At 46.6% G+C, this 16,752-nt stretch carries 14 protein-coding genes; 11 read left to right on the top strand and 3 right to left on the bottom strand.

Features of this window, described 5'->3' with window-relative positions; translation table 11 throughout:
• The first annotated feature begins 21 nt into the window (after positions 1-21).
• The 6 genes from MKY66_RS22000 (at position 22) to MKY66_RS21975 (ending at position 3,874) form a co-directional block, all read left to right on the top strand.
• The gene (locus MKY66_RS22000) at positions 22-702 is read left to right on the top strand and encodes a hypothetical protein (RefSeq protein WP_076214014.1); all 681 of its coding nucleotides are present in this window, start codon (positions 22-24) and stop codon (positions 700-702) included.
• Positions 662-1,378: an SMI1/KNR4 family protein gene (locus tag MKY66_RS21995; protein WP_256704293.1), complete on the top strand. Its 717-nt coding sequence runs from the start codon at positions 662-664 to the stop codon at positions 1,376-1,378. Before MKY66_RS22000 ends, MKY66_RS21995 begins: the two co-directional genes overlap by 41 nt.
• Positions 1,379-1,392: 14 nt before the next feature.
• Positions 1,393-1,719: a hypothetical protein gene (locus MKY66_RS21990; RefSeq protein WP_076214020.1), complete on the top strand. Its 327-nt coding sequence runs from the start codon at positions 1,393-1,395 to the stop codon at positions 1,717-1,719.
• Between the two features lie 106 nt (positions 1,720-1,825).
• The gene (locus MKY66_RS21985) at positions 1,826-2,011 is read left to right on the top strand and encodes a hypothetical protein (RefSeq protein ID WP_076214022.1); all 186 of its coding nucleotides are present in this window, start codon (positions 1,826-1,828) and stop codon (positions 2,009-2,011) included.
• 182 nt (positions 2,012-2,193) lie between these two features.
• Positions 2,194-2,742, top strand: a complete 549-nt coding sequence (locus tag MKY66_RS21980) for a sigma-70 family RNA polymerase sigma factor (protein WP_305956072.1) — start codon at positions 2,194-2,196, stop codon at positions 2,740-2,742.
• A complete protein-coding gene (locus tag MKY66_RS21975) occupies positions 2,732-3,874 on the top strand; it encodes a DUF4179 domain-containing protein (protein WP_076214025.1) in 1,143 nt (380 codons plus the stop codon). Before MKY66_RS21980 ends, MKY66_RS21975 begins: the two co-directional genes overlap by 11 nt.
• Positions 3,875-3,997: 123 nt before the next feature.
• Here MKY66_RS21975 and MKY66_RS21970 read toward each other — a convergent pair whose 3' ends face one another.
• On the bottom strand, positions 3,998-5,983 hold the full coding sequence (locus MKY66_RS21970) for a beta-galactosidase (protein WP_083657256.1): 1,986 nt from the start codon (positions 5,981-5,983) through the stop codon (positions 3,998-4,000).
• Between the two features lie 114 nt (positions 5,984-6,097).
• On the opposite strand from MKY66_RS21970, the gene MKY66_RS21965 reads away from it, so the two are divergent.
• The 4 genes from MKY66_RS21965 to MKY66_RS21950 all read left to right on the top strand — a co-directional run bounded on the left by MKY66_RS21965 (position 6,098) and on the right by MKY66_RS21950 (position 11,460).
• Positions 6,098-6,940: an AraC family transcriptional regulator gene (locus tag MKY66_RS21965; RefSeq protein WP_076214028.1), complete on the top strand. Its 843-nt coding sequence runs from the start codon at positions 6,098-6,100 to the stop codon at positions 6,938-6,940.
• 305 nt (positions 6,941-7,245) lie between these two features.
• Positions 7,246-8,274, top strand: coding sequence for a pectate lyase (locus MKY66_RS21960; RefSeq protein WP_235200863.1), 1,029 nt, complete (start codon positions 7,246-7,248; stop codon positions 8,272-8,274).
• Positions 8,275-8,576: 302 nt separating this feature from the next.
• The gene (locus tag MKY66_RS21955; protein ID WP_076214031.1) at positions 8,577-10,055 is read left to right on the top strand and encodes a methyl-accepting chemotaxis protein; all 1,479 of its coding nucleotides are present in this window, start codon (positions 8,577-8,579) and stop codon (positions 10,053-10,055) included.
• A 196-nt stretch (positions 10,056-10,251) separates the two neighbouring features.
• The gene (locus MKY66_RS21950; RefSeq protein ID WP_256704294.1) at positions 10,252-11,460 is read left to right on the top strand and encodes a GNAT family N-acetyltransferase; all 1,209 of its coding nucleotides are present in this window, start codon (positions 10,252-10,254) and stop codon (positions 11,458-11,460) included.
• A 119-nt stretch (positions 11,461-11,579) separates the two neighbouring features.
• On the opposite strand, the gene MKY66_RS21945 is transcribed toward MKY66_RS21950, so the two are convergent.
• Together MKY66_RS21945 and MKY66_RS21940 are read right to left on the bottom strand one after the other, a co-directional pair.
• Positions 11,580-11,945, bottom strand: a complete 366-nt coding sequence (locus MKY66_RS21945) for a VOC family protein (RefSeq protein ID WP_036617391.1) — start codon at positions 11,943-11,945, stop codon at positions 11,580-11,582.
• Between the two features lie 163 nt (positions 11,946-12,108).
• Positions 12,109-13,761 (bottom strand): alkaline phosphatase, encoded by a 1,653-nt coding sequence (locus tag MKY66_RS21940; RefSeq protein ID WP_076214034.1) that lies wholly within the window; start codon positions 13,759-13,761, stop codon positions 12,109-12,111.
• Between the two features lie 725 nt (positions 13,762-14,486).
• On the opposite strand from MKY66_RS21940, the gene MKY66_RS21935 reads away from it, so the two are divergent.
• Positions 14,487-16,730, top strand: coding sequence for a carboxylesterase family protein (locus MKY66_RS21935; RefSeq protein WP_076214036.1), 2,244 nt, complete (start codon positions 14,487-14,489; stop codon positions 16,728-16,730).
• Positions 16,731-16,752 lie beyond the last annotated feature (22 nt).

Genomic DNA, 16,752 nt, shown 5'->3' with positions numbered 1-16,752 from the left:
ATACAAACAGGAGGGATTCATATGCAGGAATGGAACGAGATAACGATGATGAATGCAGATGCCCTGCGTAAACGGATGAGAATACTCGCTGCTTTGGATATCATCTTTTCGGAGGAAGAATGGTTACGCGTACATCATTATGAAGCTGAACTTCAGCCAGGTGTGGCATGGGGAAGCATCAATAACGGCGCAGGTGATCATCTGCATGTATTGTTTACGGATTCAGGCACGTTGATCAAAGGATTTGATCATGAGTCACCCTTGAGCCCACATGCTCGTGAGGACGGAGAAATCTATCCGGGCATGTACGATGAAGTGCCGGAGACGTTGTCGGCTGTTCTGCGAGATCAGGAGGAAACATTGGATCTGGAGGATGTGACCTTTTGCCTATGGCAGGAAGGGAACGACTTGTCATGGATGGTTGGTAACTGGATTCAGATGGCCATGGCCGAGGAAGATGAAGCGGACGCCAGAGGTGGCGCAGAATTTTTACTGGGATATTTGGAGAAGAACCCGGAAGATTACGGTGACTGGGCCAAAGGGTACTATGACTTGCCGGATCTGCCGTTGGAAGCCGTAGCTGAAGTATATGAAGAAAAACCGGTGACCGCCAGCCTGATCAAGCAGTTGTGTCCTGAGCGAGATGTGACAGCAGCACTGGATGAGTTACAGCAACGCGGGTACGCCGTGGAACAAACGTAATAGAGTAACGAAGGGAGATAGGGAAGCCATGTACAATGTGCAACTGGAACGGATGCGTGAAAAGTTGATCACTCTCCGAAGTCTGGACCCGGATCTGGAGCTGTTTGGCGCAGAAAACCATGAATATGAAATGGCACCTGTATGGACACAGAAGGATATTGCGCAATTTGAACAGAAATGGCGAATTGAGTTGCCGGAGGACTATAAGCTATGGCTTCTTCATATGGGAACGGCTGGTGCAGGACCTTATTATGGTCTGGAAAACCCGGATGATGGCGTATACGCTGTGCTTGGTTATGATGATGAGCTGAATGCGATCTCGGACCCTTTCCAATTCACGGAAGCATGGAACTGGAACTATGACTGGTTCGATGACAGCAAGGAAGAAGAGGAATGGTATGCTCTGGAACACGAATATTTTGATCCAAAATGGTCGGCAGGCATGCTGCGCATCAGTGATTTTGGCTGTGGCATATCCATGAATCTGATCGTTAAGGGAGCCTCCTACGGAGAAATCTGGGTTGATGACCGGGCTAACCGCAACGGAATTTATCCTGATCAGTATTGGGGCAATACGAATCGATTACATTTTCTGGACTGGTATGAGTTGTGGTTGGATCGTTCAATCGATCAAATGCATGAACAAAAGCAACAATCTGGAGCGAACGAAGTCTGAAGGAGGTTGTACATATGGGCTGGGAATATGGGATTAGAGCAACGGAGCCTGCGATTTTACCTGAAGTTGTGAAGCGTTTGGCAAGTGCATTAACGTTTACCAACATGTACAGCTTAGAACACCAAGCCAACAGCTTTGTCTTGAAACGTGAAGATCCTTCCTGGCCTAGAGCCCTTGAAGTGTGGATAGAAAAAGCTTCCGGGTTAGAAGAGATTGTGGATGGGGATTCGTATATCTACTGTTTGTTTCATATCTGGGGTGAAGAGGCGCGGAGCTGGATGCATCAGATGGAGCAAGAAACCAGCCGGGTTGATGGTGGTTTAATCTGGTTTGAACTCTGATGGGTAGAAGATTTGCCTGAAACAGGAGGAGCATATATGGCTAAAAAATCAAAGAGAACAATTCCTGCGTTCATGTATCAGTATTGACCCGCGAACTGGAGAAGAGATGAAGGCTTTTGATCCCTGCTGGGAGAATCCGATTACGAAGGATGTGTGGGTGGGGATCTTATCAGAGCTGGATCAACAGGTGGTTGCAGAGCCAGAATTACGGAACTTTTTGAATCAGTTTACCACTTGGGTGAGAAATCATCTGCAATTGGCTGACGGGATCGAAGTCACCGGCAATTTGTAAGTTAGTTGATCTTGAATTGTTCATGCGTGTACGTAATTCAGTATATCGGCAGACGAAGTCCTATGTAATCAAGCTCCCTCATGATGATGGCGGGGCTTTTTATAATGAACAAATATTAAAAACCGTTTGCTTCACTCACCCGTCTTATACCACAGAAAGAGAGAGAGAAGGAGGGATGCGGGGTGGAAACAAAAGCAGAGATGAACCAGAGGATCTATGTACAGACCGAAGACGAGACGGCATTTGTGCAATCCATTATGGAACATCAAGATACGCTCATTTCCATTGCCTACAGTTATCTGCGTAACCGGCAAGATGCGCTGGAAGCGGTACAGGAGATGACGTGCCGAGCTTGGATCAAACGTCGTACGCTGAATAATGAGAAGGCGTTCAAGTCTTGGATCATTCGGATTCTGATCTATGTCTGCATCGATGAGCAGAGGCGCCGCAAGCGGGCGACACCTCTGGCGAAGGAGGATATGGAGGACAGCATTCCGGCATCTTGGATGATTAGCGTTGATGATAATCGAATAGCTATGGAATCTCTTTTGCAAAAGGTGAAACCGAAATATCGCCATGTATTATTGCTGAAATATTATAACGACATGACACTGACGGATATTGCCTCCATCCTCGGCAAACCGGAAGGGACGATCAAGACCTGGCAGCACAAGGGACTCCAGCAGTTGCGCAAGTTGATGAAGAACAGGAGGGATTGGCATGACCACTAACCCGGAGGAGAAAGCACTTCTTGCAGATGCATATCAGGTGAAAAGAGAGAAGCAGCACTGGAATCCGGCGGACACGACTGCTGCAATTCAACGTGGTCTCGCAAAGGGCAGAACAAAACGATCAGGTAGGACCTTTCGTGTCAAATGGATCACGGCAGTGCTGGTCACGGTTCTGGCTGCAGGTTGGTTTCTTATAGGCCCGCTTGGAAACTATGGGCAACAACCGGCAACATATACTGAGCCTGTAACCCATTGGGGAGTTCTAGAGCCCTTCCGTGGCCTGCTAACTTCGGATATGGACCGTGCTACGATTACTTCAACGCTCAATAATGGTTATGTGCAACTCGTGGATCGGACGGTTACATCGGGCATATATCAGTTTACCGTGAATGCGGTTCTGGCAGATGAGAACAGGATAACGGTATTGTATACCGCTAGAACGGATGCTTCGCAAGAGATTTATTCGATAGTCAATACCAAGATGACGGATGCAAGAACAGGTTATGTCCTTGATAACGGAAATATAGGAGGTATGCATTTTTCGAAGGATAAACATACCATTTATGGCCGGAATACAATTGAGCGTAATCGAAATAAACCGCTGCCTGAGCAAGTGAATCTTCAGTTCCAGCTTTCTTCCGTTGTTCCAGATGTGGTGGTAAATTCAGGAAATGGGGAAAAGGAACGGAAATATAAATATTCCAAAAAAATGAATCTTTCTTTTCCTCTTGATCCTAAATTCTCTATCCCCAAAACGGAAGTCATTAACGTTAATCGGACTTTTACTCTTGGAGGCTATGAGGTTTTATTGTCGGAGGTGGAGATGTCTCCTCTTGTAACTCGGGTCAAATTTGTCCATGCAACTGATCAAGAGATGGATGACAAAACGAAGTTGTCACTCAACGAGATCGTTTGGCCTATCGAGATCATTTCGATCTCCAGGAACGGGAAGCAGACCAAGTTATCCATGGTAGGCGGGAGCGGAACGGAAGATGGAATGATGTATTCTTTCAGCAGTAATCTCCTGGACAATCCGGAGTCAATGATATTAATACTTCGTGGCAAACCTGATAAGGTCTATGATGATTTGCAGGAAGCCAAGAATGATGAACTGGAAATCAAAATCAAATAAGATGAACTAACTGGCAATACTCTTATTCAGATTAGGTGGATGTTAGTGAAATAAGAGAAGGGATGCCCCTCAAGGTCGTAAGCCTTGTGAGACATCCCTTTTTAAATACGAAAGCTGCTGATCTTATACAGTTAGAATATCTACTCCCAGAGCTGGAAGAGTCAACTTCTGATCCAATCTCTCGCTAGTCAACAAGCTACGATAAGGAACGTCCAACGTAATCTCTCGTTGCTCATTCGTCAAATTGATCAGAAACAGGAAGTTTTGCTCCCCCTTCGTTCGAATCGACAGCTCAACACCTTCCGGCAGCTGGATTTTGGGCGCCAATTCCTTTTCTTTCAATATGCCTTCAAACAACTGATAGAAATACGATGGCTCCGGCCAAGTGCCGATATAATACACTTCACCTTCACCAAACTTATTGACAGTAACCGCCGGTACACCCTCGTAAAAGTCGTTGTCATACCAGGCGATCGGCTCTGCGCCTCGCAGTTCCAGTAGATCACACCATTGCTTCGCAGCGAAAGTCTTGCCCTCCGCATTCCGTATCCGATGCTCACTGTTGCCGATGGCATCATATTCACTTACGACAACACCCGCCGCTTCACCCAGTAGCCCTGGCAGAGGCAGCATCTCACATACGTTCCTCATGTTCTTCACGCCAGTCCGATTGGTGAGGACAACCGTCCCCCCTTTAGCTGCGAATCGCTCCAGTCGTTGTGCTACTTCTTCACTTAACAGGAAGAGGGAAGGGACAACGACCAGCTTGTACCCATCGAGTTCCTCGGTCCAATTGATAACGTCTGTACCTACGCCCATTTTCAGAAATGCATTATGCATGGAGGACAAGTTGTCTATATAGTGCATTCCTCCTTCTGCCTGCGGCTGAAGGGAAAGCGCTGTATGCTGATCATGCGAATGCAGAATCGCAACCTGGGTAACAATGGTCGAGTCGGCCAACAGTTCTCCTAACTGGTTCACCTCGCGAGTAAGCTCGGCAAACTCCCTGAACCTGCGTCCAGGAACATTGCTGTGGTCGATCAGCCCATGCCAGAACTGTTCCGCTCCCACGGTAGCACTCCGCCAGCGGAAATGGACGACCATATCCGCACCGCGGGCGATTGTCTGCCAGGAGCGAGCTCGGATCAGTCCAGGATACGGCGTGCGCTGAATCGGCATCCAGGCACCCTGTGCTCCGCTGAGCTGTTCCATTACCCAGAAATTCCGGCGTTTGATGCCGCGGACCAAGTCCAGCGTAAGCGCTCCGTTCCTCGGAAACCGATCGCCATAATCGCGATACAGCTCATTTGGATAATAATCAACAGAGACGAAGTCCAATTCGTTGTGCATATCATAATAGTCCAGGCTATTCGGATACTGCCACATGTTATGCGTCACAAATTGGTCTGGACAGTTACGGCGTAAAATCTCAAGCTGCCATCCCAGCAGATAGCCTACGCTGTCAGAACAAAACCGCTTGTACTCCAGAAGATAGGAAGGATTCATCGGTTTGCTGGCACCGAGTGGTGTTGTTACCTCAGCCCAGCTGCTGTACTCACCACTCCAGACGACCGTTCCCCACTCCCGGTTCAACTCCTCCAGATTGGAATAACGCTTTTGCAGCCAAGCGACAAATGAACGATTACATGTATCACAATGGCATTCCTGGTAGTGCATCTCGTTATCGATTTGCCAGCCTATGACGGCGGGATGCTTACCATAGCGCTGTGATATCGCTTCCACAAATTTGGAGCCCAGCATTCTCAAGGAAGGGCTGTTGTTGCAGCGATGTCCACGCACGCCTGGCCGAATGATGTGTCGTTGTTCATCCATGGGCAGCACATCCGGATAACGGGTTGTCATCCAGTTTGGCGGGGTATTGGTTGGGGTGCATAACACAATTTCCATGCCACGCGAAGCGAATACTTCTATAGCCGCATCCAGCCATTCAAACTGATAATTACCCTCAGTCGGTTCCATTCGGCTCCAGGCGAACTCTGCCATTCGTACAACAGCAACCCCCGTCTGTTGCATAAGTATGGCATCTTTCTCCCATAACTCCGGGGTCCATTGCTCTGGATAATAATCAATTCCGATCTTAATTGTCATCCTGTGATCTCCTTTATTTATCAATATATTGCGATTATATGTTATATTAATTTGAGTGAATATCTTAAATAATTAATATCATATAACAATATTAAGATCAGGAGAGTTAGTCGTATGCCGCATCCCAATCGTAATTTCCCGGTGTTATCTACCCGAGACAAGCTGCTCCCTTTTTATTTACTTGGCATCGGCCTGCATCATGAACAGGAGCATATCCGCCGAGACCAAGGCATTGAGGATTATCAGTGGATACAATGCCGCAGCGGTGTGGGTAAGCTCAAGCTAAGTGAAACGGAACATATCGTCAAGCCAGGTATGGGCATGCTGTTATTCCCTGGACAGAAGCACGAATACTATGCGCTATCCGACAGTTGGGAAGTCGACTGGATCATTTTCGATGGCAACGGGTCAGCAAACTTGTTTGAAACCGTTGGCATTGCCGACACATGCGTATACACGCTTGCACAACCTGAATACCTTCTATCCCGAATGCGGGAGCTGCTGCAAGCTGCCTTAACACCACAAGAGCAGACATTAAGCAATTACGCCTGCTCCGCCATTCTCTATACCTTATTGACAGGGATTATTCAACGCGTATCTGTTGAGGGCAGCGATACCGTCGGACAGCAGTATGAGCGAATAAAGCCGGTTCTGGACTATATTGAACAACATTATGCTGAAGAGATTACTTTGCCAACGCTTGCTGGATTGATCTGTGTCACACCAGAATATTTCTGTCATTTGTTTAAGAAAACGACAGGTATTCGTCCCATCAGCTATGTTAATCAGGTAAGAGTCAACAAGAGCAAGGAACTGCTGCTCGATAATGTGCAACGCGGGATGGAGGATATCGCTCGTCAAGTCGGTTTCGAATCGACCAGCTATTATGGAGCCATCTTCAAGAAGCTGGAACAAATCACACCTGGCGCCTTCCGCCGCAGCTATCAGAAGTCGTGACATATTATTATCCGCAAGCGAATGGTTTTTCGTCAGAGGCTTTAGGAACTGATCCAAGTGTGGATCAGTTCCAAGTTGGATCACATAGTACTCGTTAATAGAGCCGCTAATTAGCGGCTCAATTTTGTGTGAACGTATGGCCTGGTTTTATGTTTTTTCACTATATCTGATCTGCTGTTGCATAAAAATGATAATTGTTGTCTTTTTGCAATTTTTGTATTGTCACAGCCAAAGTTACACGATATAATCGAGTTGTCTTTGAGGATAATATTATAAAGGATGGTGAAATTTTGAAGAAATTTTCGATGCTTTTACTCGCTGTAACTCTATTGTTGTTAACTGTCTCCACAGCCCCGTCTACATATGGTGCGGCCAGTTATCCAAACACAGGTACGAATGGGTTGACTGGTTTTGCAGGCAGTGCCAAGAATGAAAATGGTGTATCCAAGTCAGCTACGACAGGTGGCAAGAACGGTCAGGTGGTTTACGTTAGTAATCTCAATGACTTGAGAACACATATGGCGGGCTCTACAGCCAAGATTGTCGTAGTTGAACAGAATATTTCTTCCTCCACGCTACAAAAGGTTGAATTTGGAGCGAACAAGACACTTGTAGGTTCCTTTGGCAAACATACATTAACGAATATTCATTTCAGATCCACAAGCAGTTCAAGCAATGTGATTTTTCAGAATCTGACTTTTGAACACGCTTCCAATATTAATGCCAATGATGATATCCAGATGTATATCACTTCAGGCTCCAATTACTGGATTGATCATGTGACGTTTGCTGGTCACAGCTACAGCTCTGGCGGTAGTGATCTGGACAAACTTCTGTATATTGGCGATCGCGCCGACTATATTACGATTAGCAATTCCAAATTTGCGAACCATAAGTATGGCGTCATCCTCGGTCATCCGAATGATGGGAACAGCAGTTACAATGGAGTACCTCATGTGACCATGTCCAATAATTACTTCGAAAATTTGTATGTACGTGGTCCTGGACTTTTAAGATATGGTTACTTCCATCTCAAAAACAACTATGCAAACAACTTCAATCAGGCCATCACAATTGGTGAAAAAGCACGGATATATTCCGAAAACAACTACTTTGGTGCTGGCGCTGAAAAGGGTGGCATCCTGGATGACAAAGGAAAAGGTGAGTTTACGGATACGGGAAGTACACCAGCGCTTAATAGTCCGACTTCTCCTAAAACGAACTGGAGACCAAGCTCCAATTACAGTTATCAGGTAGAGAGTGCCAGCTACGCCCGTGAGTTCGTCACCAAGTATGCAGGCTCCTCCAATACGACACTTGTATTCGGAAAGTAAGATTTGCTGCATATCCATTCACGACCCAAAAGGCCTGTCTTGTGCGCCATAACGCATAAGACAGACCTTTTTTGTTTGTAAAATGATATGCTTACATATCATTTTACATTTCATATTCATTTTAAATGTTGAATACCGATATACATAAAGTAGCGCTGATTTCATACTTGTGAAGTTAATATGTACTATGTTAAGGCGCTGCGTATTTGCGATTTGTGCATAAGCAGGACCAAAGACTAGTAGATGTAGTACAGAAAGGCCCTACAGTTCACATTTAACCTACATAAAAGGATGGGGTATGCATGGATCGTATGGACGAAATTATTTGGAAAAGGAACAAATTAATCGGTATCATTTTGTGGATTATTATTGCCATTGGTATGGGTCTGGCCTTTATGATGCCGAAGTTACTTGTGTCTAATGGAGTAGCTCTGATCTTTGTAGTTTGGATTACATACGCTAATGTGAAAAAGAAACATATTCATCTCATTCCATGGCTGATTACCGTATTACTAACAATATGTGGAGTCTATGTCGGTTGGGGAACGGTCAATTTTGCGTTAAGTTTGGTGATAACCGCAGTTCTACTGTTATTTCCTAACAAGAAATTTTTTGTGGTTGGATTTTCGGTATTACTAGTTAACAGTGTTCTTCAGTTATTTGTTATGAATACCGTTGACTCTGCTGAGCTAATGGGTAATATCGTCAATGTGGGATTATTTGCTCTCACAGGAGCCGTCTTGATGCTGGTCTCACAATTGAATCAAAGGCTCTTCCATGAAAGTGAAGTACGCCAGAATGAGGTGGAGCACTCTAAACAAAGAGTGGAAACCATGCTGGAACGTGTGAAGGAATCGGTCGAAGGTTTATCACGTTATACGGATCAATTGAAGCAAAAAGTGAATGCGACTGGCTCCATTACCAATGAGGTGACGCTTGGGTTCAGTGAGGTTGCAAAAGGTGTTGAGTTCCAGGCGACCAGTGTGGCCGAGATTTCGGAATCCTTGTCTGTGTCGGATCAGCATATCAAGGACGTTGCTTCGTATTCCCAGCAGATGAAAAAGTTGTCCGCAAGTATGGCAACAAGCACGCAAACTGGAAGTACACAGATGGACCAGCTAAACATCCAAATGCAAGATCTATATGAAACGATCAATACAACTGCAAATGACATGCGAAAGTTCAACGAGGAAAGTGAATCCATGACACTTATGTTGAACAGCATAGTGGATATTGCGAGTCAGACAAACCTGCTTGCACTCAATGCAGCCATTGAAGCCGCTCGTGCGGGTGAGCATGGACGCGGGTTTGCTGTTGTATCAGAGGAAGTTCGCAAGTTGGCAGAGAACTCGGGTCAGTCCGCAAGTGATATCGGAACCATCCTGTCTCGATTAAAAGGGCAGACGCAGGCACTGACGGATCGATTCGAACGCATTCGTCAATCGTTACAACAAGGAAGAGATAGCGTCCATACGGCAGAGGAAGTATTCCGTACGATCAACAGCAACTCTCAGCATGTGTTGAATCAAGCGACAGATATCGAGACTAGTTCGGCGACCATGAAGGAATCTTCCACCAGAGTTGTGAATGAAGTTTCCGAGATTTCGAGTGTAACGGAGCAATCCAGTGCAGCGACAGAAGAGATTCTGGCGAGCATGGAAGAACAACGTAACCTGACACAGAAGATGGTAGAGAGCTTTGGAGAATTGGAGCAACTGATTGTAGACCTGAATGAGTTAGTCTCGGATCATCAGGCTTCTTCCGTTGAGAATAAACTTTAATATTAATAGTTGAGGGCCTGTCGGTACGTATTTAGCGTACTAGACGGGCTTTTTTTATCTGGAATACAGCTTGATGCCGACATTTTTTTCCTATACAGTGATGTGTAGAGTATGAAGAGCGTAGAACTGAAACTGTAAATGGTAGTTAAAAGAAGATGTAACCTCATGGGGGAGTAAAAGGTTGAAGGATAAAGGAATGAAAGATAGATTGGACTGTGATGACAGTACATATGAGGTTAAGAATGATAATAGGGCTGCACGCGTACGTTTTTATGATCAGCAATCGTTCAAAGACATGGACTGGCCCGATACGGAGGATGGCAGATATGCCAGAGTCTATCTGGAACCTATGATGCTGGACGGGACCCAAAGCTTTATGTCCAACGTGGAAACGACATTGTTGCTCGCCCGGATTGATGATCTCGTTATTCCGCTGACAGTGAATGATACAGAGTATGATAATGCTTACGTTTGTTCGCCATATACGCACTATGTGAGTTACGCCAAGCAGGAATTGACCATGTTGCAGAAGCCTGTGTTGGAAAAAGGTCTTTCTGTGCTGCTCAGTCTAATAGGTTGGGGAATGAAGCAATCGCAGATCAACAAAGTTGTGCATGTGAACAACTGGTTGTTGTCCACCAATCTGTATCCAGCCATGTCAGGTGAACAGGCGGAATGTTTGCTTGCAGCGGTACAAGAGCGATACCCTGAGCATGTCATTGTATTTCGCTCCTTGTGCCCTGGACTTCATCCCGATCTGACGGCGAGGCTAACGGAAGCGGGGTGTAGACTAATTCCGAGCCGACAAATCTACCTGTACCATGCGCATGATCCGAACTTTGGCAACTCCAAGTCGCGCTGGTTGCTGAAGCGGGATTTCGAATTATTGGCCAAGCATGATTACGAACTCGTATCCGAAGCAGATATGACAGATGCAGATATTCCGCGAATTGTGGAGCTATACAAGCTGTTATACCTTGAAAAATACTCCTATCACAATCCGCAATTTACCAAGCGGTTCATTGCTGCTGCGATGGCATCAGGAACACTCAGACTCTATGGACTGCAAAAGGAGGGGCGCCTGGACGCGGTGATGGGTTATTTCTGCCGAAATGGAATCATGACAACACCGCTGTTTGGTTACGATACAACGGTGCCCCAATCCGTCGGACTATACCGCATGTTATCCGCTTGTCTGATCGGACAGGCTCGCGAGAACGGCCATCTGTTACATGAGAGCGCCGGGGCTGCGCAGTTCAAGCGCAATCGCGGTGCTGTGGCGGATTTTGAATATTCGGCTGTATATGAGCGCCACCTTCCATGGGGCAGACGCTGGTGCTGGCTGCTGCTTGATCGGTTGTTGAATCGCATAGGTGTGTCGCTCATGCGCCGAATGAAGCTGTAGACAGACATAATAACGTGCTTACCCTGCCCGATGCAGGTGTGAGCTTGCATCGGGATTGACTGCACACTTGCACACCCAACTGGTCATCGGATACGCACACTCATTTCACACTCGCCTAATTAGACATGCTCTGAGAGTTGCACCTCGAAGCCATCTGGATCTGTAATGTAAATAAACCGCAGATGCGGATTGGGCTGGATGGGGCCACGTACAATCGGAATATTCAGTTCTGCCAGTCGTTCCATGGCTTCATCCAGTGAGTTCACCTCATAACCGATCGATACGCCGGCCTCTGGTTTAAGAATGGATTCACTGCCCTCAATCAGTTCCAGTTTGGCTTCATTCTCCATGCCAAGCATGGCAATCTGCCGTCCACGGCTTTCGAATCTGCGCTGAATTGGAAGTCCGAGCATGTCGTGGTAGAACCCGAGTGAAGCTTCCAAATTACTGACCCTCAGCGTGATCCAGTTTAATTTGATCAACATGGTGAATCTCTCCTTTTTCTTGCATCATATGTATTTTTGTTACGTTCATTATACGATAGGTGCTAGCAGGAACCTACTCCTTAATAATAAACAGTAAAATAGCTGCCGAAATATTCGGCAGCCAAATGGTGTAATCTCCTGTAGTCCCAGTAGTTCTAACGAATTATTGAATCAGATCAACGGCCGTTTGTGGTACAAATGCTTCGACACCGTTATAAACAATGACACCTTCCAAAGTTGTCTTTTTGCCGTTTACCAATGCAATATTTTTATAGATTTGCAGTTCCAGTTTGGTGTTGCCTTTTGTAACGAGAATCTTCGGATTTTTGGCGTCCGTCAGGTCTAGTTTGTACGTCGCGCCTTTGGCCGTAAATGCCTGCTTGGCTGGTACAAACAATTGTTTGCTCACGCTGTCGAGATCCAGATCCAGTACACGAGCCATATATTTAGCGACATCCGTGTTATCAATCACACCGAATGGACGGTCATTGTTCGGAGCATACGTGTACAGCACGACATCTCCACCTGTATGACCACCAGTTGTCCAGCCAATCCCTGCACGTTTGCTGATCATTGGACCGATTGCATAGTTAAGGCTGCCTGGTTCAGCTGCTTTAATGGCGGCAATCTCTTCGGAAGTCAGATCGGTAATGCCATAGTATTGTTTCATCACTGCTTTGATGTTTGTGCGCTTGGCATTCAGTTTCGCTTCTACGCCTTCGCCTGTCAGCTTGGCCTTTTTCAAAGGTCCGATAAATGTGGACAATGGCTCTTTGTCATAAGTGCCGGACGTCGCGTTGTTACCAATGGTGAGTCCGCCATTACCGTGGTCCGTTACAGCGACAACGGCAGTCTCTCCATCAGCTTTGGCAAAATCCATGGCTACCTTTACGGCATTGTCAAAAGCCAGCACGTCACTGATAATACCAATCGGATCGTTGGCGTGAGCTGCCCAGTCTACTTTACTGCCTTCAACCATCAGGAAGAAGCCGTCTTCATCTTTGGACAGAACTTCGATGGCTTTGGATGTCATCTCGGCAATGCTTGGCTGCTTCGCAGGGTCACGGTCCATATTGTAAGCCATGCTCGTGGGAGCGAACATACCCCAGAGTTTATTTGAGTCGGATGCTTTCATTGCAGCCGGTGTAGTGACGTAATCGTAACCCAGTGCCTTAATGGAGGAAACCAGATTCTCCCCGTCTTTGCGCCCCGCTGGCTCAAGGTATTTGCTACCTCCACCCAACACAACATCCATGCCATTGTATACTTGTTGTTTGCTGAGGGCATCGTAGTTTTTGCGATCCGGGTAGTGAGCGGAGAAGTCGGCTGGGGTAGCGTGCATAATCTCGGATGTAGCGATAATGCCAGTTGCTTTACCCGCCAGTTTTGATGCTTCCAGCACGGAAGCAACAGGTTTTCTTTCGTCTCCAGGCGCAATAGCCTTCTGTCCAGGCATGGTAGCCTTGTCCGGCAGTACACCAACAAATCCGGTATGAGATTTATAACCTGTAGCAAAAGCGGTTCCGGCAGGGGCTGAGTCCGCAATCGGCGCATCGGCGGAGTGTGTCCGAACCATGCCACTTGCCATGGAGTCCAGTGTCAGGGACGAGCCCTTATACCAACGAGCCAGAGCGGTAGCATCGTTAGCCATACCGTCAGGAATCAGAATAATCACATTTTTAATCGGTGATGCAGATGTCGTTGAGGTGGTGTCTTCCACAGCCCACGCTGCACTGCTACCTCCGAGTGTAGCCGTAACAATTGTTGTCACCGCGAGCATCATTTTGGCTGCACGGATATTAAACCGATTTAACATGAATGCATCCTCCTAGAATATATGTATAGTTTGGTATCTCAAACCAAGTGTATACAACAATTGCTAAACTAACGTATGAAATGGATTAACTATATGTAAAATTTACGATTAGTGAAGGATGCTGGAATTCAGGTGAACTGGACAAAAAGAGGAGTCGACGAATTAAGAGACAGTATTTATAGATCATCATGTTGTAAGTTGAGTTTAAACCCGCATGAGAACGCAGTTTTTTAATGTTACCCTGTCAAAGATCATATATTGACGATTAAAAAAAAGGTATTGCGAACGCTTACATTATGTGCTAACATCACCATAACAACAGGATTGTAACCGTGTTTAGGGCAATACCTGTGTCAGTTCATTCGTTGACTCTTTAGTTACCAAACGATTGATTGCGTTTACATTTTCATATGGAATGAACCTCATTCCTCAGGGTTGTTACTGATTGCAGGCAAAACCTGAATTGAGGGCAGTAGACCACGCTAAAGCGATGTCTGTTTGCCTTCGGTTCAGGTTTTTTTATATAAAAAAATGCCTGATGGCATGACCGTAAGCGCCGTAGCAGATAGGTTAAGCAGAAAGGAGCGCAGCAGACCATTTTTCCTAAATAGAGATATAGACTCATCCAGACATTGGAATACTGATTCCTAGATACACATCTCAAGTGAACATTTCCAATGAAATTATCCCATCACACACTATTCGACAGCGAGGAGATTTATGACATGAAAACCATTAAACGTTCGATTGCCGTGGCAACAATTCTGGGGTTATGTGTATCCGCTCTACCAGCTTATGCAGCAGGGAACACAACAACCTCTTCTTCAGCAGAGATGGACAAGCTGATCCAATCCGAGCTTATTCGCGGCAGCGGTCAAGGTGTTAATGCAGCTTATCTGAACAAAAAGGCCACACGCATTCAGGCCGCAGTACTTTACTTGCGTTTGTCCGGATTGGAGAAAGAATCACTCGCCTATCAGGGAACGGAAACGTATGAAGATGCCGCTCAGGCAGGCAAAGTATTGCAACCGGTCGTTGGTTACTTGAAGCAGCATCCGTATGTGGCTGAGATCGTAACAGGAACGGAGAAGTTTGAACCTAATGCACCACTTACAGCGGAAGGTTATGCCGAAATGCTGCTGAAGGTGCTTGGATATGAAGCGGGTTCGGATTATGAGCAGGGAGCGGCTTCCACCTATGCGGCTGGTAAAGGAATCAAGGCGCTTCAAGGGAAGGGAGCGAGTCAACTTACCAACCGCCTGATGGCAGAGGCAACCGCACAGGCTTTGCAGATACAGCTCAAGAATGGCAGTGGAACCTTGGAGCAGAGTTGGTTGAAACATAAAGAAGCTGGGGCGTTCAAACCTCAAACGGTGCAACAGACCAAGTATGGCGCGATTGATGGCAAGACCTATGAGCAATATGGCACGCTTGGTTGGCTCGGTGTTCCTTACGCGAAACCGCCAGTAGGTGAACTGCGCTGGAAAGCCCCGCAAGAACCGGAATCATGGACAGGAACGAGATCGGCTAAGGAATTTGCAGCGAACAGCTTGCAGATCTCCGGTAAAAATACAGTAGGTAGCGAGGATTCTTTGTATCTCAATATCTGGCGTCCCGACACAACCAGTTCGAAACTTCCGGTTATGGTGTTCCTGCACGGCGGCGGGAATATGACCGGATCAGGTAAAGATTTTCAAGGTGAACAGCTTGCACGGAGCACCAACAGCATTATCATTTCCGTGAATTACCGTTTGGGAGCCCTTGGATTCTTCGAAAATGCAGCGCTGAAAACAGGCAATGCCCTGGATGACTCAGGTAACTATGGTTTGCTTGACGCATTCCGTGCATTGGAGTGGGTGCAGGATAATATCGAAGGGTTTGGCGGAGATACAGGCAATGTTACATTGGCCGGACAATCTGCTGGTGCACGTGATGTGCTGGCAACTCTGATCTCGCCACTTAGCAAAGGATTGTATCAAAAAGCAGTTGCTTTCAGCGGAGGATTGACGACAGTATCACCTGAAGAAGGCGAGGAAAAATCCGAGGATGTACTTGTGAAGTTACTCGTGCAAGAGGGGAAAGCGGCTAATGCAGAAGAAGCAAAAGCATGGATTGGCAAGCAATCTCAGTCACAACTGGAGAGCTACCTGCGTGCACTGCCTGCGGACAATCTGGTCACAGCGTTTGGCGCAACGGCAATCCGTATGGACCCATTCCCGCATCTGTTCCGTGATGGCACAGTGATTCCAAAAGAAGGATTTGACGCCATCAATAATGGCAATTATACGAAAGTTCCTGTATTGCTCGGCAGCCTGGAAACGGAGTTCTCCGGTTTTGCCTTCGGTGATCCAAACTTCTCTCCATCCATCACGGATGAGACTCTGTTTACTGATAAAACCAAGGCGGAACAATATGCTGCTGCGTTGAAATACGGTAGCGAAGCTTATGCAGGCTTTAATGCAGAGCGTGTAGCGGAGCAATTGACCAGTGAAGCAGGTCAGCCACCGGTATATGCGTATCGTTTTGCATGGGGCACACAACCTGGGGTCATCTCTGAGCGTTTGCTCACGTTACTGGGTGCACCACATGGTGCGGATATGGACTTCTATACAGGACATGCAGACGGAATTGCTGCCTACTTCCCTGATGGGTACTTTAGCGATACAAACAAACCAGGACGTGATCAGTTGTCCGCCGCGATGGCAGCATATCTGAAGCAGTTCCTGTACACAGGCAATCCAGGTACGGGTGGATCACCTGATCTAGCGGCATGGACACCTTGGACGAAAGATGCTCACGCCCCAATCATGCGTCTGGATGCTAGCAATACAACGGCAGAGATTGGCATGTCCACACAATATAATCAAGGCAAAGACGCCGTTATGGCAAAGATGAAAAAAGAATTGCCTGAAGAAACGTATAAACTGTTGACGGAAAAAGTGTTCGCAGGTCGTTTCTTCTGGGAATAAGGATCACCGGATAGGAAGGTAT

Origin of the sequence: Paenibacillus sp. FSL R5-0766 (assembly GCF_037971845.1) — a bacterium.
Taxonomy (GTDB): domain Bacteria; phylum Bacillota; class Bacilli; order Paenibacillales; family Paenibacillaceae; genus Paenibacillus.
The sequence above is the reverse complement of the archived record's forward strand: the minus strand, read 5'-3'. Positions and strand labels throughout refer to the sequence as shown.